Genomic DNA, 20,724 nt, shown 5'->3' with positions numbered 1-20,724 from the left:
CAACGGTGTCCGAAACCCTGACCCCCACCTCGAGCGACTACTTCTCCGCGGTCCAGGCCGCCATCGCCGACGCCCTCGGCATCGACGAGTCCGAGGCGGTTGCGGAGGCGACCCTGCTCGGGCAGCTGGGCGCCGAGTCGATCGACCTGCTCGACATCCTCTTCCGCATCGAGCGCGCCACCAAGGTGAAGATCACCGTGGCCGACATCGCCGCCCTGCTCCAGGGCGGCATCCCCGACGAGGAGTTCGGTGACGAGAACGAGGTCGTCAACGACACCGGCCTCACCCACCTGGAGAAGGTCCTGCCGCAGTTCGACCGCAGCCGGCTCACCGAGCCGCTGACCGCCGAGGGCGTGCTGGGCCTGTTCACCGTGCAGAACCTCACCGACCTGCTGACCGAGCGGGCCGCGGCGCAGCACGCCGCCTGACCCCCTCCTCCGGCCGGTGGTGTGCGGGCCAACGGCGTCCCGTGCACCACCCGCACCCCGGCAGCCGCCGCCCACCTCGTAGCAGAAACGGGAAGAGACAGATGAAGCTGAAGGACCGCACCGCCCTGGTCACCGGTGCCTCACGCGGCATCGGCCGGGCCATCACCCTGGCCCTGGCCGAGCAGGGCGCGGCCGTCGCCGTCAACTACCGCTCCCGGCAGGAGGACGCCGCCGCGGTCGTCAAGGAGATCGAGACCGCCGGCGGCCGGGCCGTGGCCATCGGCGCCGACGTCGCCGACCCGCAGCAGGCCGCCCGCCTGGTGCAGGAGGCCACCGAACGGCTCGGCTCCCTCGACATCCTCGTCAACAACGCGGGCACCAGCGACGACGGCCTCATCTACGACGCACCGCCGGACGCCTGGCTGAACGTCATGAAAGTCAACTTCGGCGGCGCCTACCACTGCACGCACGCCGTCATGGAGCAGTTCATGGCCCACGGCGACGCCACGATCGTCAACATCTCCTCGGCCATGGGCGAACGCGGCTGGATCGGCCAGGCCAACTACTCGGCCTCCAAGGGCGCGCTGAACTCCTTCACCCGCTGCGCGGCCGTCGAACTCGCCCGCTTCGGCGTGCGGGTCAACGCGGTCCTGGCCGGGTTCACCCCGACCGACCTGGTGGAGGGGGTGATGCAGCGCGACGGCGGACGCAGCATCAAGCGGCAGATACCGCTGCGCCGGTTCGCCACCGTCGAACAGGTCGCCGCGGCAGCGGTGTTCCTGGCCGGACCCGACTCCGGCTACACCACCGGCGAACTGCTCTGCGTCGACGGCGGGTTCTCCGCCCAGCTGGGCATCGGCCGTCCGTAACGGACCGTGAGGGAACGGAAGAAGAGACGACGATGCGATTCCATCTGATCGACCGGATCGAGACCTTCACGCCGCGCGAGGACATCACCGCGCGCAAGGTCACCTCCGTCGACGAGACCTACTGGCAGGACACCGGCAGCGGACCGGCACTGCCCTTCGGGCTGGCCCTGGAGGCACTGTGCCAGTCGGCGACCTGGCTGATCATGCTCTCCACCGACCACCGGCTGCGGGCCGCGCTCCTCGCCGTCGGCGAGGCCACCGCGCACCGCGCCGTACGCCCCGGGGAGGTACTGCGCATGCGGGCCACCATCGAGTCGATGACCGAGGAGGCCGCCCTCCTGGACGGCACCGTGAGCGTGGACGGCGAGGACGTCCTGAGCGCGAGCGGCATCCTGTGCGCGCTCATCGACGCCGAACGCCTCGACGACCCCGCCGACACCCGGCGCATGGCGCACCAGCTGCAGGGCGGAGGGCCGGTGGGATGACCCGCGTAGCCATCACCGGAGTGGGGGCCGTCACCCCGCTCGGCAACGACGCCGAGAGCACCTGGCAGGGCCTGGCCGCCGGACGCAGCGGCGTCGGCAAGCTCACCACCTTCGACGCCTCCGGTTTCCCGGTGCGCATCGCCGCCCAGGTCAAGGACTTCGACGCGGCCGCCGCGATCCCGGCCCGGGTGGGGCGCAAACACCTCTCCCGCGTCGGCCAGTTCGGCGTCGCGGCCGCCTGGGAGGCGCTGCGCAACGCGGGCGCCGACGACCTGGGCGAGGACGTGTACCCCTTCGACGAGCGCGGTGTCGCCATGGGCGCCAGCGTCGGCCGGCCCGAACTGCAGGCCCTCCTGGACGTCGGCCACCTGCGCGCCACCACCGGCCGCCCGGACGCCTTCCTGTGCCACCCGCCGGCCGTCACCCTGACCGACGACCAGAACGTGCCGTTGAGCGCGATGGCCCGGATGATGTCCGCGACCGGGCCGATGATCGGCATCTCCACCGCCTGCTCCGGCTCCGGGCACGCCATCGGGGAGGCCTTCCGCGCCATCCAGGAGGGCGACGCCCAGCTGATGGTCGCCGGCGGCTACGACTCGCTGACCACCTGGCTCGACCTGCTCGGCTTCAGCCTGCTGGGCGCGCTGACCGACCGTCACAACGACGACCCCGAGCACGCCTCACGGCCCTTCGACGCCGACCGCTCCGGCTTCGTGGTCGGCGAGGGCGCCGTCGCCGTGGTCCTGGAGGACCTGGACGCCGCCCGCGAACGCGGCGCACCCGTCCTGGGCGAGGTCCTCGGCTACGGCTCCACCCTCAACGCCTGGCGCATCACCGACTCGCCGCCCGACGGCTCCGGCGCGATCCAGGCCATGCAGGCGGCCCTGGCCGAGTCGGGCGTGGGCACCGGCGGCATCGACTACGTCGTCGCGCACGGCACCAGCACCCACGGCAACGACCAGTCCGAGACCGTCGCCATCAAGAAGGTGTTCGCCGACGACGCCCGCCGCCTGGTCGTCAGCGCCCCCAAGTCGATGGCCGGCCACCTCACCTCCGCCAGCCTGGGCCTGGGCGTACTGGCCGCGCTCGGCGCGATCCGCCACCGCCTGGTCCCGCCCACCGTCAACCTCGACCAGCCCGACCGCGGCCTCGACCTCGACTACGTGCCGCACACCGCCCGCCCGATGCCGGTCGGCGCGGCCCTCATCAACGCGTTCGCGTTCGGCGGCAGCAACACCAGCCTCGTCATCGGCGCCCCGCGGGAGGACACATGACCACCACCGCCCCGCACACCACCGCCACCGCCACCGAGCAGACCGCTGCCGCCGGGCAGAGCGCTTCTGCCGCCGGGCAGGGCGCCACCGTCGCGCAGAGCGCCGCCGCCGTCGCCCGGGCGCAGGCGCCGGCCGCCGGCGCCGAGGGACTGCCGGCCTTCGACCGGCTGCTGGAACTCGCCGAGGGCGAACGCGCCGTGGCCGTCCGCAACGTGCCGGCCACCCTGGCGTGCTTCACCGCCCACTTCCCGCGCCACCCCGTCCTGCCCGGCGTCCTGCTGCTGGAGAGCCTGGCCGCCCTGGCCCGCACCGCCGCCGGCCCGGGCGCCTGGCGCCTGGCCGGCGTGCGCGGCGTGCGCTTCAAGCACTTCGTCGGCCCCGGCGACCAGGTGCACCTCACCGTCGAGGTGAGCCGGCACAGCCGGCAGCGCACCGAATGCCGGGCCACCGCCCGGGTCGAGGGCCGGGTGGTCGCCACCGTCCGCGCCCTGACCCTGGTCAGCACCACGACGACCTGGGAGGACACAGCATGAGCGAGCAGCGCCGCCGCGTGATGGTCACCGGCATCGGCCTGATGACCGCGATCGGCCAGAGCGCCGCCGAGACCTGGGACAGCCTGCTGGAGGGCCGCTGCGGCATCGGCCCGCTGCGCGCCTACGACCCGTCCCCGCTGCGTACCGGCATCGGCGCCGAGATCCACGGCTTCGACCCCACCCGGTGGGCGAGCCGGCGCACCCTGCGCATGCTGTGCCGCGGCGACCAACTGGCCCTGGCCGGCGCCACCCTGGCCCTGCGCGACGCGGGCCTGGACGGCGAGAGCGACCTGGGACAGCGCACCGGGCTCTTCCTCGGCAGCAACAAGGAAATGCCCCGCATGGACGAGCTCATCACCCAGCTCCAGGCCGTCCGCGCCGACGACGGCACCCCCGACCTGCACCTGCTCGGCCGCACCGCCTCCTCGGTCGTCGCCCCGCTCTTCTTCGTCGAGGGACTGCAGCCCGCCGCCGCCTTCCACATCTCCGAGAAGTACGGCATCCGCGGCGCCAACGCCTACTTCGCCGGCACCGCCGACTCCGGCGCGATGGCGATCGGCCGCGCGATGCGCACCGTACGCCGCGGCGAGGCCGACGTGGTCCTCGCCGGCGGCTACGACGACGCCACCGGCTGGTGGGCGATGTCCAAGATGGACGGCCTCGGCGTCCTGAGCACCCGCACCGACCTCGGCCAGGAGGCCTTCCGCCCCTTCGACCGCGACCGCTCCGGCTCCGTGTTCGGCGAGGGCGCCGCCCTGCTCGTCCTGGAGGAACGCACCCACGCCCTGGCCCGCGGCGCCCACTGCTACGCCGAGGTCACCGGATTCGGCGCCGGCAACGACTGCGTCCGCCCGCCCAGCCCCCAGCCCCGCGCCCGCGGCCTGGCCCGCGCGATCACCCGCGCCCTGCGCGACGCCGAACGCCCCTTCCCCGACGGCGGCTACATCGCCGCACACGGCTGCGCCACCCTGCAGGGCGACGCCAGCGAGACCGTCGCCCTGCACGACGCGCTCGGCACCGCCGCCAAGTCCGCCCAGATCAGCAGCGTCAAACCACAGACCGGACACCTGGTCGGCGGCGCCGGAGCACTGAACGCGGCCGTCGCCGCGCTCGCCCTGGACAGCGGCACCGTGCCCGCCACCCTCAACCTGCACCGCCCCGCCCCCGAGTGCGACCTCGACTACGTCCCGCTCAGCCCCCGCCACACCCGCCCCGACAGCGCCCTGGCCCTGGCCCGCGGCCTGGAGGGCCAGGCCATCGCCGTCGCCCTGGGACGGCCCTCGTGACCCGGCAACCCGACACCCCTGCCACACCCCGCACCGCACTGGCACCCGGCACACCCCACACCGCACGGACACCCGCCGCACCGGCGGCCCCTGACACCGCCGACACCGCCCGCACAGCCGGAACAGCCGGAACAGCCGGTGCGGCCGGTCCGTCCGCGGCACCCGCCGTGCCTGCCGCACCCGCTGTGCCCGGCATGCCTGTCATACCCGCGATACCCGCAACAGCTGGAATGCCCGCAACACACGGCATCCCCGAAAGGAGTGCGGCCATGACCGACGTCTACGACCACGACACCCGGCCGGACGCCGCGGCCCGGCCCCGGACCGTGGTGGTCTGCGGCGTCGGCGCCGTGACCGCCCAGGGCGAGGGCGCCACGGCGCTGTGGGAGGGCATCCGGGCCGGGCATTCCGCCATCGGCCCGGTCCGCGGCATGCCGATGGACGGCTACGGCACGGCCATCGGCGGCGAGGTGCCCCACCCCTCCCGGCCCGCCTACGACTACCTGGCCTCCTTCGGCGGCCGCGAACGCGAACCGGCGATGGACTTCGCGCTGACCGCCGCCCAGGAGGCGATGGACGGCGCGGGCCTGGGCGCACTGCCCGCCGAACGCTGGGGCGTCGCCTTCGGCTCCTGCAACGGCGGCCTGCGCACCGCCGAGAAACTCGCCCGCCGCAGCCACGAGGGCACCGCACCCCCCGACGACGGCCGGCACTACCTGCTGGTGCCCCCGCAGGCCATCGCCGAGGCACTCAGCAGCGCCTTCCGCCTCAAGGGGCCCGCGCTGAGCGTCAACACCGCCTGCGCCTCCGGCGCCCACGCCATCGCACACGCCGCCGAGGCGATCTCCGCCGGCCGCGCGGACGCGATGCTCGCCGGCGGCAGCGACGCCTTCACCGAGACCGCGTTCGCCGGCTTCACCAGCCTGCAGTCGCTGTCCACCAAGCCCGCCGCCCCCTACTCCAAGGACCGCGACGGACTCTCCCTCGGCGAGGGCGCCGGCATGCTGGTCCTCGCCGAGGAGTCCGTCGCACGCGCCGCCGGCGCCCCCATCCTGGCCGAGGTCCTCGGCTACGGCCTGTCCGCCGACGGCTACCACGCCACCGCCCCGCACCCCGAGGGCGAGGGCGCCGCCCGCGCCATCCGCGGCGCCCTGAAGGCCGCCGGCATCACCCCCCAGGACGTCGGCTACATCAACGGCCACGGCACCGGCACCCCCAAGAACGACTCCGCCGAGTCCAACGCGGTGCGCGCCGCGTTCGGCGAGGCCGCCGACAAGACCGCGCTCAGCAGCTCCAAGTCGATGATCGGCCACCTGCTCGGCGCGGCCGGCGCGGTCGAGGCCATCATCACCGTCCAGGCCCTGGTGGAACAGACCGCCCCGCCGACCGCCAACTTCACCGGCACCGACCCCAAATGCGGACTCGACGCCGTCCCCGACACCGGCCGCGAACTGGCCATGAACGCCGCCCTGTCCAACAACTTCGCCTTCGCCGGCGCCAACGCCTGCGTCGCCTTCGGCTGGCCCTCGGGCCGCCGCTTCTCCGTACCGGCCCCGCCCGCCGCCGAGAAGGTCGTCATCACCGGCGGCGCCGCCATCACGGCGGCCGGCGAAGGCCTGGACGCCCTGTGGGAGGCCTGGCAGCACGGCGGACGGCTGGGCAGCGAAGAGGACGGACTGCACGTCGCCCGCGCCGACTTCGACCCCGCCGCACACATCAGCGCCCGCGACCGCCGCCGCATGGACCGCCTCTCCCAGCTCGCCGTCGCCTCCTGCCGCGCCGCCCTCGCCCACGCGGGCCTGGACGCCGACGAGCACACCGGCGTCGTCCTGGGCACCGGCCTCGGCCCCATGCGCAGCATCGAGGAATTCCTGCTGCCCGTCCTGGACGGCTGCCCCGCCGAGGGAAGCCCGGCCGTCTTCCCCAACACCGTCTTCAACGCCGCCGCCGGCCAGGTCGCCATGCACGTCGGCGCCAAGGGCCCCACCTCCACCGTCACCACCGGCCACGCGGCCGGCGCCTCCGCCCTGACCGTCGCCCACGACCTGCTGCTCCAGCACCGCGCCGACGCCGTCCTGTGCCCCGCCGTCGAAGACCTCTCCCCGGGCGTCCTGACCGCCTACCGCGGCCTGCCCCTGTTCACCGACACCGGCTACACCCTCGCCGAGGCCGGCATCACCCTGGTCCTGGAACGCGAGTCCAGCGCCCGCGCCCGCGGCGCCCGCATCCTGGCCGAGTTCGCCGGCCACGGCACCGCCAGCGACGCGGCCGGCGTCGGCCGCTGGGACGAGGACGGCGAAGGCGTCGAACGCGCCATGCACGCCGCCCTCGGCCACGCCGGACTGCACCCCGGCGAGGTGACCGCGATCTGGGCCAACGCCGCAGGACTCACCCGCGCCGACGCCCCCGAGGCACGGGCCACCGGCCGGCTCGCCGCCGCGTCCGGCTGCCCCGTGCACACCCCCAAGCAGACCCTCGGCGAACCCGTCGGCGCCGGCGCCCAGCTCGCCGCCCTGCTCGCCGTCACCGGCTGGCAGGAAGGCACCGCCGCCGGCCCCGTCCTCGTCAACAGCTCCTCCCTCGGCGGCACCCACATCAGCCTCGTCCTGCGTCCCGCAACGGAGAACTGACCATGCCCCACACCCCCGCCCCGCCCCCCGCACCCGCCGAACGCCACGTGTCCGTCCTGGCCACCGGCGCCCACCTGCCCGGCGAGGCCCTCGACAACGACGCCCTCGCCCGCGTCTGCGGACCGCTGCCCGACGACGTCCTGGACGGCATCCAGGTCCAGCGCCGGCACTGGATGGTCGACCCCGCCACCGGCGCCCACACCACCAGCACCTCCGCCATGGCCACCGCCGCCGCCCGCCAGGCCCTCGACCGGGCCGGCGTCACCGCCGAGGAGATCGACCTCATCGTCGTCTCCACCGCCAGCCCCGACTACCTGCTGCCCGTCGCCGCCACCTACGTCCAGGAACAACTCGGCCTGGAACGCTGCGCCGTCATCGAGGTCCGGGCCGGCTGCGTCGGCGCCGTCCAGGCCCTCGACATCGCCCGCCGCCTGCTCGCCGACGGCACCTACACCACCGCCCTGGTCATCGGCGCCGAAGCCGTCTCCCCCCTCCTCGCCCCCGTCTTCCTGGGCCGCGAACCCGAACGCGTACGGATGCGCGACCGCCTGACCGTCTACACCTTCGGCGACGGCGCCGGCGCCATGGTGCTGCGCGCCGGCGAGGAAGGCTCCGCCGCCGGCCGCCCCCGCCCCGTCTTCGCCACCCGCTCCCTGGGCGGCACCCGCAAACCCGGCATGCACATCATCGGCGGCGGCACCGACGCCCCCCTCGCCGAACAGCAGCGCCGCCCCCGCCTCATGGACATCCGCCTCGACATCCCCGGCACCGCCCGGTTCGGCCCCCGCGTCTTCGTCGAGGGCATCCACGACATGCTGCACCGCTCCCGCCTCACCCTCGACGACATCGACGCCTGCGTCCTGCCCGAAGGCAACGCCGAGTACTTCGCCAGCGAGTACGGCACCGCCGGACTGTCCGCCGCCGACCAGACCACCCTCAGCAAGACCATCGTGGAAAACCTCACCGACGTCGGCGCCACCGGCTCCGCCGCCGTCCCGCTGGCCCTGGACGCCGGCTGGAGCCAGGGCCGCATCACCCCCGGCGACACCGTCCTGCTCCTCGCCATCGAGGCCAGCCGCTACGTGTACGCGGGCCTCACCCTCACCTGGGACGCCCCCTACCCCGGCAGGTGACGGGCGCCCGCCCCCGCCCGCCCCGAACCGCCCCTCGCGGGCGCCGACGCCATAAGGATGGAACGTGTCGATACAAGAGACGGTGCGCACCGCACAGAGCGTGGAGGAGCGCAACAAGAAGACCATCCGCCGGGTCTTCGACGCCTTCGTCAACCAGGGCGACTTCTCGGTCGTGGACGAGATCTACAGCCCCGACATGGTCGACCACCAGCCGCTGCCCGGAGCCCCCGAAGGACTCGAAGGCGTCCGCTACACCATCGCCGGCCTGCGCGAGGGCTTCCCCGACCTGCACGTGACCATCGAGGACATGAGCGCCCACGGCGACCACGTCGTCATCCACAACACCTGGCGCGGCACCCACCTGGGCGACTTCCTGGGCGCCGCCCCCACCAAACAGGTCATCGAGTTCACCGGCGTCGTGGTGTGGCGGCTGCTGGACAACGGCCTGATCGCCGAACGCTGGGGCATCGGCGTGGAGTCCAACATGCTGGCCGTGCTCGGCCTGCGCCGGCTCGCCCCCGCCGCCCGCACCGCCGCCCGCGCCGCGGCCCGCCGCGCGGTCACCGGCGCCTGCGCCCTGCTGCCCCTGACCGGCTCCGCGGCCGAGGGCTGGCGCCGCCTGCAGGCCGAGCTCGCCGGACCGCGGCTGCACGCCTACGAGGCCTCCCGGCGCCGCGCCGGCATCCTCCGGGAGTCCTTCGACCTGCGCCCCCTCGACGGCCGGGACGTCCTGGTCCACCAGATCGAGGCCCGCGACCCGCAGGCCGCCGCCCGCCGCCTGCTCACCTCCACCGACCCCTTCGACCACTGGCTGCGCGAGCAGGCCACCGCAGTCCTCGGCACCGACCCCTGGTCCCGCCTCGCCGACAGCAACACCCCCGGCACCGGCCACACCTGGACCTCCGTCACCAGCGAACTGGCCGCCGCCGACTGACCCGCGAACCGGCCACCGCCCGCCGCTCCGCGAACCGCCCGCCGCCCCTCGCGGCCGGGGCCACCGGCCGCCGCCCGCCGGTTCCCGCGGACCGGCCGGGCGCCGTCCCCCGTTGACCGGCCGTGCACCGCTCCCGCGGACCGGGCGTGCGGCGTCCCCCGTTGACCGGGCGTGCACCGCTCCCGGGGACCGGGCGCGGGTGGGCGGCGGCGAGTCGCCCGTGGGCCGGTGGTGGTGAACGGGACCCCGGCCCGGGGATGTTGGCGCCCGCGCGCGGGCCCCAGGACCAGAAGGCGCCGGCGCCGGTGAACGGTTGCGGTCCAGGGAAGCCGGCCCCGTCAACAAGCCCGCGGTGCAGAGGCGTTGACGCCATGGACGGGCCTTTGGTCCGTGCCGGAGCCGACGGCCCTGAACGGATTTCCGGTCCGGGGGGCGACGCCGATGGGCGCACCCCGGCCCGGGGGCGTCGACACCCTCGTACGGGCCGCCGGCGCGGGGGAGCCGCCCCTGCGGCTGAGGGACTTCCGGGCTGCACGGCGGCCCGGTCAACAGGCGTATCCCGTAGGAGTGTTGACACCGGGATGCGGGCCTCCGTGTCCCCGGGGGAGTGGACCGCGCGTACGGGCTCGTGGTCCACGGGGGAGCGGCGCCGGTGAACGGGCCCAAGACGGAGGGGGGTCGGAACCGGGGTCGGGGCCGTGAACGGCCCGAGGCGTGCGGGGCCGGAGCCGGACCGCTGAACGTGCCTCCGGCGCAGGTGAGTTGCCCCACGTGCGGGCCCCCGGACCGGGGAAGTGGCCCTCACACACGGTGTCTGCGGCCCGCGGCAGCCGCCCCCGCGCACCGGGCCCGGGCGCCCCGCCCGCCCCCTGGCCCAGGAGGCGCACCCCCGTGAACAGGCCCGCCGCCCACCGCGGTCGGCGCCGGTGAACGGGACGCCGGCCGGTCGGCAAGGCGCGGCCCCAGTACTTCTCTAGCAAGGGCATCAATACTGTCACTGCTAATTCCCGGGTGGCCACCGGCACCGGCGACCCCCGGCGACGACAACCGCCCGCACGGCTCAGGAAGGAACCGATGATGCGGCAACGAACACTCGGCACCCAGGGGCCGGCGGTCTCCGAACAGGGACTCGGCTGCATGGGCATGACCTTCGCCTACGGCCCCGCCGACGACCAGGAGGCCCTGCGCACCGCGCACCGGGCACTGGAACTGGGCGTCACCCTCCTCGACACCGCCGACTTCTACGGCCCGCACAGCAACGAGGAGTTCGTCGCCCGCGTCATCGCCGGCCGCCGCGAGGACGTCGTCGTCTGCTCCAAGGTCGGCAACGAGGTCACCGAGGACGGCACCATCACCGGCCGCCTCAACAACCGCCCCGACTACATGCGCACCGCAGTCGAGGGCACCCTGCGCCGGCTGGGCACCGACCACCTCGACCTGTACTACCTGCACCGCGTCGACCCCGCCGTGCCCGTCGAGGAGTCCATCGGCGCCCTGGCCGAACTGGTCCAGGCCGGCAAGGTACGCCACCTCGGCGTGTGCGAGGCGTCCGCCGCCACCATCCGCCGCGCCCACGCCGTGCACCCCCTGGCCGCCGTACAGACCGAGTACTCCCTGTCCACCCGCGACGTCGAGGTCAACGGAGTCCTGGCCACCGTCCGCGAACTGGGCATCGGCTTCGTCGGCTACAGCCCGCTGGGCCGCGGCCTGCTCACCGGCCGCATCCGCAGCCTCGACGGCCTGGCCGAACACGACTTCCGCCGCATCGCGCCCCGCTTCCAGCAGGGCAACCTCGACCAGAACCTGCACGTCGTCGAACGGCTGCAGCACCTGGCCGCGTCCAAGGGCATCACCGCCGGGCAGCTCGCCCTGGCCTGGGTGCTCGCCCAGGGAGACGACGTCATCGCCATCCCCGGCACCAAGCGCGTCCCGTACCTCCAGGAGAACCTCGCCGCGAGCGACGTGACCCTGAGTGCGGACGACCTCAGGGCGCTCGACGAGATCGCCCCCCACGGCTCCACGGTGGGGGACCGCTATCCCGTCGGCGCCATGGCCACGCTCGACGGCTGAGACCACACCGGCCGCGGACCTTCGAAGGCGAGTGAGAGCGACAACCATGGCGAACATCACGATCATCGGCGGCGGACTGGCCGGCCTGACCGCGGCGATCTCCGCCGCCGAACAGGGCGCCCGCGTCACCGTCCACGAGGCCCACTCCCACGCGGGCGGCCGCGCCCGCTCCGCCTCCGGCCCCTACGTCACCAACGACGGGCCGCACACCTTCTTCGACAACGGCGACGCCTGGCACTGGCTGCTGCAGCGCGGACTGGCCGGCCGCTACGTACGGCTGTCCTTCCACGAGTGGACCCGGATGCGCTTCCGCCACCAGGGCCGGCTGCGGATGACGCTGCCCGGCGGCTACATGCGGATGACCTGGATGCACCGCGGCATCGACGTCCCCGTCGACCGCTCCTTCCAGGACTGGGCGAGCGAACGCTTCGCCCAGCAGACCGTCGACGAGGCCCTCGGCTTCCTCGGCCCGATCCTCTTCGACGGCGACCCCGGACGCCTCTCGGCGGCCTTCGTGTGGGAACGCCTGCTGCGCGTGGGCACCCCCCGCTTCCCGCTGCCCAGCCGCTACTTCATGGGCGGCTGGGGCGCGTTGATCGAGCGCATGGAACGCGTCGCCCGCGCCCGCGGCGTGGTCATCGAGACCGGCTCCCGGCTGACCGAACTGCCCACCGGCGGACCGGTCATCGTCGCGACCTCCCTCGCCGCCGCCCGCAGCCTGCTCGGCGACAGCTCCCTGGAGTGGCCCAGCGGCACCGCCGCCCTGCTCGACATGGCCGTCACCCACTCCAAGAAGGACGGCAACGTCTCCTTCGACATGGACGAGGGCGGCTTCACCTCCCAGTACTCCGACCACGACCCCTCCCTCGCCCCCGAGGGCCAGGCCCTGTTCCAGGGACAGATGCCGATCAGGCCCGGCGAGTCGAAGGCCGGCGCACTGGCCCGCCTGGAGAAACTCTTCGACCTGACCACCCCCGGCTGGCAGCAGCGCATCCTGTGGCGCCGCGAAGGCGTCTCCCGCGGCCGCACCGGCGCCCTCGACCTGCCCGGCCTCAGCTGGCGCGACCGGCCCGCCGTCGACCGCGGGGACGGGGTGTTCCTGGCCGGCGACAGCGTCGCCGCCCCCGGCATCCTCGCCGAGACCTCCATCAACAGCGCCCTGCGGGCCGCGGAACTCGCCCTCAGCGCCCGGCCCGCCGCGCACCACTCCGCGGCGCTCGGGCGATGAGTGAGCCTCGCGTCCCACCCCACCCTGTTAGGGAGCGCAGCACATGAGAATCACCCTGTCCGAGCGCGGCACCCCGGACTGGCAGACCGCCGCGGACCTGGCCCGGCTGGTGTTCGCCAAGCAGTACCGGGCCAGCATCGCCCCCGACCCGGACGGCTTCCTCGCCTTCTTCGAGACCGCCGCCGACGGCCAGGAGGAAGTCCTCGCCTGCGCCGGCCTGTCCTTCCCCGAGGAAGAGACCATCCTGCTGGAACGCTATCTCGACGCTCCCGTCGAAGACGTCATCACCCAGGCCGTCGGCACCCCCGTCAAACGCTCCCAGGTCCTGCAGATCGGCTCCATCGCCTCCGTACGGGCCGCCGCCGGCGCCGAGATCATCAAAGCGATCCCGCTGATCATGGCCTGCCTGGGCCGCCCCTACGCCGTCATGACGATGACCGGCCGGCTCGCCGCGCTCATGCAGCGCCTCGGCTGCGTCTTCCACCCCCTCGCCGACGCCTCCCCGGAGCGGCTGCCCGCCGACGAACGCGCCTCCTGGGGCACCTACTACGACACCCGGCCCGTCGTCGGCTACGCCGAGGCCGCCGAACAGTCCACCCTGCTGCTGGCCGCCATCGGCCGCTACTGCTTCACCTCGGTCGACATGCGGCTGCTGAGCAACCGCCCGGCACAGCAGGGGGTGCTGACCCGTGCCGCCTGACACCGCACCCCTGTCCCTGGCCCGCGGACTGCTCCAGCAGGCCGACAGCGACGCCGTCATGGTCCGCGTCCTGGCCGCCGACGGCGGCGAGGGCACCGCCCACAGCTACCGCGACCTCCTGCGCACCGCCCTGGCCCTGGCCGCCGACCTCACCGCCCTGGCCCGCACCCTGGGCCGCCCCGCCCGGGTGGGACTGCTCGCCGAGAACTCCCCGGAATGGGTCGCCGCCGACCTCGCCGCCCTGTTCGCCGGCGCCGTCGAGATCCCCGTACCCACCGCCTTCACCGCCCAGCAGGCCGCCTCCCTGCTGGAGAGCGCCGACCTGTGCCTGACCGACACCGCGGGCAGCGCCGCCCTGACCCGCTGGAGCGCGAGCAGCCCCGACCCCGTCCTGCCCGCCGGCTGCCCCACCACCGCCCTCGACCTGCCCGCCCTGCTCGCCCGGCCCCCCGCCCCCCACCCGCCCGTCCCCGATCACGACGCCGTCGTCAAGGTCATCCACACCTCCGGCACCACCTCCGCCCCCAAAGGCGTGCAGATCCGCCGGCACGGCCTGGACGCACTGCTCACCTCGCTGCGCACCCGCACCCGCCCGGCGATCTTCGAGCGGTACCTGTCGATCGTCCCCCTCAGCCTGCTCATCGAACAGGTCGCCGGCCTCTACATGCCCTTCCTGGCCGGCGGCTCGGTCTCCTTCCTGCCCCCCGGCACCGCCCTGGTCGGCACCGCCGCCGACGCCGCACCGCGCATGCTCACCCTGCTGCGCCAGGCCCGCCCCACCGCCCTGGTCGTCCCGCCCACCGTCGCCGGCCTCTTCCTGGCCCTGTGCGACCAGCAGCCCGCCGAGAGCGTCACCGAACGCCACCGGCGGATCTTCGGACACGACGGCCCCGTCTTCATCGCCTGCGGCGGCGCCCCCGTCCCGCCCGAGATCCTCCAGCGCCTGCACGCCCACGGACTGACCGTCCACGAGGGCTACGGACTGAGCGAGAACTCCTCCGTGGTGTCCTGGAACTTCCCCGGCGAAGTCCGCTTCGGCACCGTCGGCCGCCCCCTGGACCACGTCCACGCCGAACTCGCCGACGACGGCGAACTCCTCATCCGCAGCACCTCCCTGTTCGCCGGCTACACCCGCGAGGACCCCTCCAGCGTCGTCGTCGACGACCAGGGCCGCCTGCACACCGGCGACCTCGCCGAGATCGACGACGACGGCTACCTGCGCATCACCGGACGCAAGAAGAACCTCGTCATCACCGCCGGCGGCCGCAACGTCGCCCCCGAATGGGTCGAGGCCCGCTACCGCGAACTCGGCTTCGTCCGCGAGGCCGCCGTCATCGCCGACGGCCTCGACGACGTCCACGGCCTGTTCGTCATCGACGCCGCCCTCGACCCCGACACCGCCCGCAGCCGCATCACCGAATTCGGCCGCCGCAAACTCTCCGGCATCGAACGCGCCGCCGTCGTCCACCTCATGTCCGAGGACGACCCCGCCTACGCCACCTGCTTCACCGTCACCGGCCGCCCCCGCCGCGACGTCATCCGCCACCACGTCCTCGCCCGGACCCCCGCCACGGCCGCGGCACCCCAGCAGACCAAGGAGAAGGCATGAGTACGGCAGTGCAGACCACGCCCTACGGCACCGGCAGCGGCCTGCTGGTCCAGCCCGCGGGCCCCGGCGGCCTCGACGGCATCGACCCCAAGGAACTGCGCGACCTCCTCGCCCAGGCCGGCTTCCTGCTGCTGCGCGGCTTCGGCGCCGACATGGACGCCTTCACCGCCCTGGTCCAGAACACCTCCACCTCCACCACCCTCGACCCCGCCCGCGACTTCTACTCTGAGGTCGCCCAGAAGGTTGACGCCGGCTTCGACGAGGTCGGCCTGCACACCGAGAACGGCAACAGCCCCTTCCGCTCCCACCTCGCCTGGTTCTTCTGCGAGAAGGCCGCCTCCACCGGCTCCCAGACCACCGTCTGCGACGGCTACCGCGTCTGGGACGCCCTCAGCGACCAGGCCCGCACCGCGTTCGCCGCCCAGGACATCGTCTACAGCCGCTACGTCGGCGAACCCCAGTGGCGCGCCATGGCCCACCACCTGCTGGGCCGCACCAAGCCCGCCGACCGGATCCAGGTGAGCGAACTCCTCGCCCTGGCCGGACAACTGCCCGGCACCGAGATCACCCCCCAGGACGACGGCGGCGTGCGCTACTCCTTCCGCACCCCCGCCGCCGGCCCCACCGTCTTCGGCCCCCGCCCCTCCTTCGCCAACAGCATCCTGGGCCCCTCCTTCAACTACGAGAAGCCCACCATCACCTTCGCCGACACCACCGAACTGCCCGCACCCCTGCTCGCCGAGGTCGAAGAGGTCACCGCCCGCCTCACCGAGAACCTCGACTGGCAGGACGGCGACGCCGCCGTCATCGACAACACCCGCGTCATGCACGGCCGGCGCGCCATCACCGACCCCGACCGCACCATCTACAACGCCCTCAGCTACATCGAGGCACCCGCCGCCTGACCGGGCCGCCCCGCCCCGCGGACCCGCCCCCCCCGGGGCGGCGCCGGGGCGGGGCGGGAGACAGACCCGTCCGAGAGGGAGCCATGACCACCGACCACCCCGCCGCCCCCGCCCAGGAGCGCACCCCCGACGCCGACGGCACCGCGGCCGACCCCCGCCGCTGGCGCCTGCTCGTCTTCGTCGCCCTCGCCCAGTTCATGGTCCTGCTGGACACCACCGTGGTGAACCTCGCCCTGCCCGCCGTCCAGAACGACCTCGGCGCCGGCCCCACCGCCATCGAATGGGTACTGACCTCCTACATCCTGTGCTTCGGCGGCCTCATGCTCCTCGGCGGCCGCACCGCCGACCGCTGGGGCAGGCGCCGCACCTTCCTGCTCGGCGCCCTGCTGTTCACCGCCGCCTCCCTGCTGTGCGGCCTGGCCGAGAACGCCGGACTGCTCATCGCCGCCCGCGCCCTGCAGGGCTGCGGCGCAGCCTTCCTCTCACCCGCCGCGATGTCCCTGGTCACCACCACCTTCCCGCGCGGCCGCGAACGCACCACCGCACTCGCCGTCTGGGCCGCCCTGGCCGGCCTCGGCGGCACCCTCGGCGTCATCGCCGGCGGCCTGATCACCGACAGCCTCAGCTGGCGCTGGATCTTCTACATCAACCTCCCCTTCGGCGCCGTCGCCGTCACCGGCGTCCTGCTGCTCTCCCGCGGCCGCCCCGACACCGCCGTCCGCGGCTCCCGCCCCGACCTGGCCGGCGCCGCCACCGTCACCGCGGGCCTGGCCGCCCTCGTCTACGCCATCGTCAACATCCAGGACCACGGCGCCGCCTCCCCGCCCTACGTCCTGGCCCCGGCCGCCGCCGCCCTCGCCCTGCTCACCGCGTTCGTCGTCATCGAACGCCGCGCCGCCGACCCGCTGATGCCGCTGCACCTGTTCGCCACCCGCTCCCTGGCCACCGCCGGCCTCGGCCGCGTCCTGACCAGCGCCGTCCAGGCCTCCGTCCTCTTCCTGTGCAGCTACTACCTGCAACGCACCCTCGGCTACTCCACCCTCAAGTCCGGCTTCGCGTTCCTGCCCCTGGGCATCGTCGCCATCCTGATCACCGCCCCCGCCACCCGCGTCATGCACCGCGCAGGCCCCCGCCCCGTCTACCTCGCCGGCGCCGCCGGCTCGCTGCTCGGCCTGCTCCTGCTCACCCGCGCCCCCGCCGACGGCGACTACCTCCTGCACCTGCTGCCCGCCCTGCTCATCCTGGGCGCCTCCATGCAGTGCTGCGGCATCCCCGTCAACGTGCACGGAGTCTCCGACATCCCGCCCCACCAACAGGGCATCGCCTCCGGCGTCCTGGTCGCCGCCTTCCAGGTCGGCGCCTCCCTGGGCGTCGCCACCGTCGCCACCAGCGCCCTGACCCGCACCACCAGCGAACTCACCGCCCACACCACCCCCGCCCTGGCCTGGCTGGACGGCCTCCACCTCGGCTTCTGGATCGCCGCGGGCATCGGCGTCCTCAACCTCCTCACCGCCTACTTCGGACTGCCCCGCCACCGCACCGACCCCCCGGCCACCCGCACCGCCTGACCCACCCCGCCACCCCCCTCACCGGACGAGAAGAGGCACCCGATGGCCCGCCCCGGAGACACCCTGCGCCTCGGCAAAGACACCCTCACCTTCCTGACCACCGCCGCCGAGACCGACGGCGCCTACATCGAGGTCGCCGTCGAATACGCCCCCGCCGTCATCAAACCGCCCCAGCACTACCACCCCCGCCAGACCGAACACATGCGCCTCGAAAGCGGCCGCCTGAACCTCCAGCTCGACGGCACCCTCCACGAGTACGAGCCCGGCGCCGACTTCCACATCCCCCCCGGCGCCGTCCACTCCATGTGGAACCCCGGCCCCGACACCACCCGCGTCATCTGGCGCACCACCCCCGCCTACCAGACCGAAACCGTCTTCGAGACCCTGTGGGGACTGACCAACGAAGGCCGGCTGCGCCCCGACGGCACCCCCCGCCTGCAGATGCCGCTGCTCGCCCTCGCCTTCCGCGACGAGTACCGCGTCGTCACCGGCCGCCCCTTCGCCCTCGACATGGGCCTGTGCCTGCTGCTCGCCCCGCTCGGCCTGGCCTGCGGCTACCGCCCCACCTACCGCCCGCCCCAGGACACCGCCCGCCTTCAGCCCACCGCCTGACGACCCCTCACCCCACGCCCCCCACCAGGCGGTTCGAGCCGGAAACGAGGGCCGAGCGAGCGCGCCGCCCTAGCGTCGGCGGCAACCGAACAGGCCGATGCGTGGAGGAATGGTCATGGCCACCGAAGCACACGAGTTCACTCTGCCCGGCGCGGATCTCCCGCAGCCCGACGCCGAACTGCGCAAGAAGCGCGAGGCCGTCGTCCTGCAGCACACGGTCGCCGAGATCGCCTGGGACATCGACGGCGTGCTGGCCACCTTCCCGCGCGGCGGCGTCTACCGCATCCAGGCCTTCGAAGAGGGCCCGCTGATCGGCGAAGAAGCCATCAAGAAGGGCTACTTCGCCGACCTCAAGGCCGCCTTCCCCGACCTGGAGCACGACCTGCACCACGTGCACCACACACCCACCGCGGTGATCCTGGAGGCCCAGGCACGCGGCAAGCAGCACGCCGACTGGCGCGGCATACCCAACCGGGGCAAGTCCATCGACGCCCCCGTCGCCGTCTTCTTCCACTTCGACGGCGACGTCCTCATCGACGAGACCCTCTACTTCGACATCGCCACCTTCCAGCGCCAGCTCGCCTGACCGGCCCACGGCCGCCCACCCGCCGCGGCGCCCGCCTGCCGACACCGGCACGCGGGCCCCGCGGCGCCGCCGCGCCCGCCGCCCGCCGGCGCCCACCGGGACTCGAGGAGGAGTCGAGTACGCGTCCGTAGCGTCGTCGGCGCCGGACCGGCCCGGCGGCGACGGCTGCGCCGGCGCAGCCCGGACAGGTCACGGCGAAGAGCATCTCGCACTGACCAGCCTCCAGAAAGGATGCTCGATGAGCACCGTCAACCCCCCATCCCCGGGCGGTGAAACCAAGAGGGTGGTCTTCTGGGCCATCCTCACCACCAGCCTCGCCTCGTTCATGGCGGGCCTGGACAACCTCGTCATCATCACGGCGCTGCCCACCATCCGGGAGAAACTCGGCGGCAGCCTCACCGACCTGGAATGGACGGTCAACGCCTACACCCTGTCCTTCGCGGTCCTGATGATGTTCGGCGCCGCCCTCGGCGACCGCTTCGGCCGCCGCAAGGTCTTCAGCCTGGGCCTGCTGCTGTTCACCGCCGCCTCCGCGGCCGCCGCCCTCGCCCCCGGCATCAACGAACTCGTCGCCGCCCGCGCCGTCCAGGGCGTCGGCGCGGCCATCATCATGCCGCTGTCGGTGACCCTGCTGACCGCCGCCGTGCCCGCCGAGAAACGCGGCGCCGCCCTGGGCATCTGGGGCGCCGTCAACGGACTGTCCATCGCCGCCGGCCCGCTGGTGGGCGGCGCCATCGTCGAGCACCTGTCCTGGCAGTGGATCTTCTGGCTGAACGTGCCGATCGGCCTGGCCCTGGCCCCGCTGTCCTTCCGCAAGCTCGCCGAGAGCCGCATCGCCCACTCCCGCCTGGACGCCGTCGGCACCGCCCTGGCCAGCCTCGGCCTGTTCGGCATCGTGCTGGGCCTCATCAAGGGCCACGGCGACGGCTGGACGTCCCCGCAGGTCCTGGGCGCACTGATCGGCGGCACCGCCGTGATGGCCGTCTTCGTCGTCTGGGAGAACCGCACCGAACACCCCATGGTGCCGATGCGCATGTTCCGCAACCGCGCCTTCACCGCGATCAACCTGGCCGGCGCCCTCATGTCGGTCGGCATGTTCGGCGCGATCTTCCTGATGACCCAGTTCCTCCAGAACATCCAGGGCTACACCGCCATGCAGGCCGGCGTCCGCCTGCTCGCCTGGACCGCCATGCCGATGGTCGTCGCCCCCATCGGCGGCATGGTCTCCGACCGCATCGGCGGCAAACCCGTGGTCACCCTCGGCCTCGCCATGATGACCGCCGGCATGGTCTATTGGGCGTTCGTCCTCGAACCGGACGTCTCCTACGCCGCCCAGCTGCCCTCCCTGATGATCTGCGGCGCCGGCATGGCCCTGTTCTACGCCCCGCTGATGAACCTCACCATGGGCTCGGTCGCCGAACACGAACAGGGCATCGCCTCCGGCGTCACCGCCGCCACCCGCGAGGTCGGCGCCGCCCTCGGCGTCGCCCTGCTCGCCTCCATCTTCAGCGCCAACGGCGGCTACGCCTCACCGCGCGACTTCGTCGACGGCCTCGTCCCCGCCATGTGGGTGGGCGCCGTCGCGGTGGCCCTGGCGACCTTCTCCATGCTGCTCGCCCCCTCCCGCCGCCCCGCCGCCGCGCCCGCCCGCGCACCACTCGCGCAGACCGCCCCGGCCGGCCGGCACACACCGGCAGGGCAGCCCGCACCGGCGGGGCAGCCCGCACCGGCGGGGGAGAGCACCCCGGCCCCGCTGCACTGACCCGCACACCCACCCGGGGGGAGAGGACCCAAACCACACGGAACCCCCCCCCCCCCCAAAACCACCCAACACCCCCCAAAAGACAGAACGACACCCCCCCCCCGGGAGATAC

The 20,724-nt window shown here is 73.8% G+C and carries 18 protein-coding genes; all 18 read left to right on the top strand.

Annotated features, from left to right (window positions below):
• Window positions 1–5 precede the first annotated feature (5 nt).
• Window positions 6–428 carry an acyl carrier protein gene (locus ACFV2J_RS37185; protein WP_385442882.1) on the top strand — a complete coding sequence of 141 codons (423 nt, stop codon included), beginning with the start codon at window positions 6–8 and terminating at the stop codon, window positions 426–428.
• Between the two features lie 101 nt (window positions 429–529).
• Entirely contained in the window at window positions 530–1,297 is a 768-nt protein-coding gene (locus ACFV2J_RS37180) for an SDR family NAD(P)-dependent oxidoreductase (protein WP_385086108.1), read from the top strand.
• Between the two features lie 32 nt (window positions 1,298–1,329).
• On the top strand, window positions 1,330–1,782 hold the full coding sequence (locus ACFV2J_RS37175) for a 3-hydroxylacyl-ACP dehydratase (protein ID WP_385086106.1): 453 nt from the start codon (window positions 1,330–1,332) through the stop codon (window positions 1,780–1,782).
• Window positions 1,779–3,056, top strand: coding sequence for a beta-ketoacyl-[acyl-carrier-protein] synthase family protein (locus ACFV2J_RS37170; RefSeq protein ID WP_385086104.1), 1,278 nt, complete (start codon window positions 1,779–1,781; stop codon window positions 3,054–3,056). Before ACFV2J_RS37175 ends, ACFV2J_RS37170 begins: the two co-directional genes overlap by 4 nt.
• Window positions 3,053–3,589, top strand: coding sequence for a 3-hydroxyacyl-ACP dehydratase FabZ family protein (locus tag ACFV2J_RS37165; protein ID WP_385442878.1), 537 nt, complete (start codon window positions 3,053–3,055; stop codon window positions 3,587–3,589). The genes ACFV2J_RS37170 and ACFV2J_RS37165 overlap by 4 nt, the downstream gene beginning before the upstream one ends.
• The gene (locus ACFV2J_RS37160) at window positions 3,586–4,875 is read left to right on the top strand and encodes a beta-ketoacyl-[acyl-carrier-protein] synthase family protein (protein WP_385442875.1); all 1,290 of its coding nucleotides are present in this window, start codon (window positions 3,586–3,588) and stop codon (window positions 4,873–4,875) included. The genes ACFV2J_RS37165 and ACFV2J_RS37160 overlap by 4 nt, the downstream gene beginning before the upstream one ends.
• Window positions 4,876–5,144: 269 nt before the next feature.
• Complete coding sequence (locus tag ACFV2J_RS37155; RefSeq protein WP_385086098.1) at window positions 5,145–7,505, top strand: beta-ketoacyl synthase N-terminal-like domain-containing protein; 2,361 nt, start codon at window positions 5,145–5,147, stop codon at window positions 7,503–7,505.
• A gap of 2 nt (window positions 7,506–7,507) precedes the next feature.
• Entirely contained in the window at window positions 7,508–8,638 is a 1,131-nt protein-coding gene (locus ACFV2J_RS37150) for a 3-oxoacyl-ACP synthase III family protein (protein ID WP_385086096.1), read from the top strand.
• 64 nt (window positions 8,639–8,702) lie between these two features.
• On the top strand, window positions 8,703–9,572 hold the full coding sequence (locus ACFV2J_RS37145; RefSeq protein ID WP_385086094.1) for an ester cyclase: 870 nt from the start codon (window positions 8,703–8,705) through the stop codon (window positions 9,570–9,572).
• A 1,077-nt stretch (window positions 9,573–10,649) separates the two neighbouring features.
• Window positions 10,650–11,642, top strand: a complete 993-nt coding sequence (locus tag ACFV2J_RS37140; protein WP_385086092.1) for an aldo/keto reductase — start codon at window positions 10,650–10,652, stop codon at window positions 11,640–11,642.
• 31 nt (window positions 11,643–11,673) lie between these two features.
• Window positions 11,674–12,870 (top strand): phytoene desaturase family protein, encoded by a 1,197-nt coding sequence (locus ACFV2J_RS37135; protein WP_385086090.1) that lies wholly within the window; start codon window positions 11,674–11,676, stop codon window positions 12,868–12,870.
• Between the two features lie 43 nt (window positions 12,871–12,913).
• Complete coding sequence (locus tag ACFV2J_RS37130) at window positions 12,914–13,570, top strand: thermostable hemolysin (protein WP_385086088.1); 657 nt, start codon at window positions 12,914–12,916, stop codon at window positions 13,568–13,570.
• The gene (locus ACFV2J_RS37125) at window positions 13,560–15,179 is read left to right on the top strand and encodes an AMP-binding protein (protein ID WP_385086086.1); all 1,620 of its coding nucleotides are present in this window, start codon (window positions 13,560–13,562) and stop codon (window positions 15,177–15,179) included. The genes ACFV2J_RS37130 and ACFV2J_RS37125 overlap by 11 nt, the downstream gene beginning before the upstream one ends.
• Window positions 15,176–16,084 (top strand): TauD/TfdA family dioxygenase, encoded by a 909-nt coding sequence (locus ACFV2J_RS37120; RefSeq protein WP_385086084.1) that lies wholly within the window; start codon window positions 15,176–15,178, stop codon window positions 16,082–16,084. The genes ACFV2J_RS37125 and ACFV2J_RS37120 overlap by 4 nt, the downstream gene beginning before the upstream one ends.
• An 83-nt stretch (window positions 16,085–16,167) precedes the next feature.
• Window positions 16,168–17,652 carry an MFS transporter gene (locus ACFV2J_RS37115; RefSeq protein WP_385086082.1) on the top strand — a complete coding sequence of 495 codons (1,485 nt, stop codon included), beginning with the start codon at window positions 16,168–16,170 and terminating at the stop codon, window positions 17,650–17,652.
• A 42-nt stretch (window positions 17,653–17,694) separates the two neighbouring features.
• Window positions 17,695–18,264 carry a cupin domain-containing protein gene (locus ACFV2J_RS37110; RefSeq protein WP_385086080.1) on the top strand — a complete coding sequence of 190 codons (570 nt, stop codon included), beginning with the start codon at window positions 17,695–17,697 and terminating at the stop codon, window positions 18,262–18,264.
• Window positions 18,265–18,379: 115 nt separating this feature from the next.
• Window positions 18,380–18,850, top strand: a complete 471-nt coding sequence (locus tag ACFV2J_RS37105; protein ID WP_168525308.1) for a nuclear transport factor 2 family protein — start codon at window positions 18,380–18,382, stop codon at window positions 18,848–18,850.
• 238 nt (window positions 18,851–19,088) lie between these two features.
• Window positions 19,089–20,612 carry a DHA2 family efflux MFS transporter permease subunit gene (locus ACFV2J_RS37100; protein ID WP_385097492.1) on the top strand — a complete coding sequence of 508 codons (1,524 nt, stop codon included), beginning with the start codon at window positions 19,089–19,091 and terminating at the stop codon, window positions 20,610–20,612.
• Window positions 20,613–20,724 lie beyond the last annotated feature (112 nt).

Source organism: Streptomyces sp. NPDC059668, from assembly GCF_042734135.1.
Classification (GTDB): domain Bacteria; phylum Actinomycetota; class Actinomycetes; order Streptomycetales; family Streptomycetaceae; genus Streptomyces.
This window is presented reverse-complemented; position numbering and strand designations above follow the sequence as displayed.

What these genes read in the sequence shown, in the direction of transcription:
- ACFV2J_RS37180 (WP_385086108.1), top strand. Translation starts at nt 530, where the DNA reads ATGAAGCTGAAGGACCGCACCGCCCTGGTCACCGGTGCCTCACGCGGC.
- ACFV2J_RS37175 (WP_385086106.1), top strand. Translation starts at nt 1,330, where the DNA reads ATGCGATTCCATCTGATCGACCGGATCGAGACCTTCACGCCGCGCGAG.
- ACFV2J_RS37170 (WP_385086104.1), top strand. Translation starts at nt 1,779, where the DNA reads ATGACCCGCGTAGCCATCACCGGAGTGGGGGCCGTCACCCCGCTCGGC.
- ACFV2J_RS37165 (WP_385442878.1), top strand. Translation starts at nt 3,053, where the DNA reads ATGACCACCACCGCCCCGCACACCACCGCCACCGCCACCGAGCAGACC.
- ACFV2J_RS37160 (WP_385442875.1), top strand. Translation starts at nt 3,586, where the DNA reads ATGAGCGAGCAGCGCCGCCGCGTGATGGTCACCGGCATCGGCCTGATG.
- ACFV2J_RS37155 (WP_385086098.1), top strand. Translation starts at nt 5,145, where the DNA reads ATGACCGACGTCTACGACCACGACACCCGGCCGGACGCCGCGGCCCGG.
- ACFV2J_RS37150 (WP_385086096.1), top strand. Translation starts at nt 7,508, where the DNA reads ATGCCCCACACCCCCGCCCCGCCCCCCGCACCCGCCGAACGCCACGTG.
- ACFV2J_RS37140 (WP_385086092.1), top strand. Translation starts at nt 10,650, where the DNA reads ATGCGGCAACGAACACTCGGCACCCAGGGGCCGGCGGTCTCCGAACAG.
- ACFV2J_RS37130 (WP_385086088.1), top strand. Translation starts at nt 12,914, where the DNA reads ATGAGAATCACCCTGTCCGAGCGCGGCACCCCGGACTGGCAGACCGCC.
- ACFV2J_RS37120 (WP_385086084.1), top strand. Translation starts at nt 15,176, where the DNA reads ATGAGTACGGCAGTGCAGACCACGCCCTACGGCACCGGCAGCGGCCTG.
- ACFV2J_RS37115 (WP_385086082.1), top strand. Translation starts at nt 16,168, where the DNA reads ATGACCACCGACCACCCCGCCGCCCCCGCCCAGGAGCGCACCCCCGAC.
- ACFV2J_RS37110 (WP_385086080.1), top strand. Translation starts at nt 17,695, where the DNA reads ATGGCCCGCCCCGGAGACACCCTGCGCCTCGGCAAAGACACCCTCACC.
- ACFV2J_RS37105 (WP_168525308.1), top strand. Translation starts at nt 18,380, where the DNA reads ATGGCCACCGAAGCACACGAGTTCACTCTGCCCGGCGCGGATCTCCCG.
- ACFV2J_RS37100 (WP_385097492.1), top strand. Translation starts at nt 19,089, where the DNA reads ATGAGCACCGTCAACCCCCCATCCCCGGGCGGTGAAACCAAGAGGGTG.